This is a genomic window from Vibrio sp. 704, from assembly GCF_033339295.1.
Genome location: NZ_JAWOUH010001015.1, coordinates 1 through 519, shown reverse-complemented (window position 1 = coordinate 519; position 519 = coordinate 1). Strand labels below are relative to the sequence as shown.

The 519-nt window shown below is 45.7% G+C and carries 1 protein-coding gene; it reads right to left on the bottom strand.

The features are described 5' to 3' along the window. A partial coding sequence (locus R7R24_RS30405) for a ComEC/Rec2 family competence protein (RefSeq protein ID WP_411978856.1) occupies positions 1–519 on the bottom strand: 519 nt, incomplete at both ends.

The following is a 519-nucleotide window of genomic DNA, read 5'->3' as shown; positions in this document are numbered from 1 at the left end:
TACTCGGTTACGCAGCATCTGCCTATACCAAGGCTCAATTGTCTCACGACGTTTACTTTCAAAACGCCAGTTATTGCCATCAAGTAAGATTGTTATTTGGCCATCACTTCCAGTGTCTAACCAACGAACACCACTATCGGTATAGGCCTGAACGACTTCAGGTGCGGGCATTCCCCACTGGTTTAGTTTTGCCGTTGAAGCAATAGCCAAGCTAGGCTCAACAACATTGATAAACTTAGGGTTAGAAGAGGTTTTGCTTCCATGATGCGGCACTAGCATTACATCACTGCGCAGCTTTTCTGGCTCTCGAAGCAGTATCCATTCGCTGATGGCTTCGATATCACCAGTAAACAACATTTTAAAACCTGTACTAGGGTCTTCCAGACTGATGACACAAGAGTGGGGGTTGTATGCTCGTACTACAGGTTTAGGAGGCCAAAGTACCTCCATGTTCAACCCTTGCCACTTCCATTTCTCAGCAGCAATACAAGGCTGATAATGTAAAAAGCTCTGGCTGCT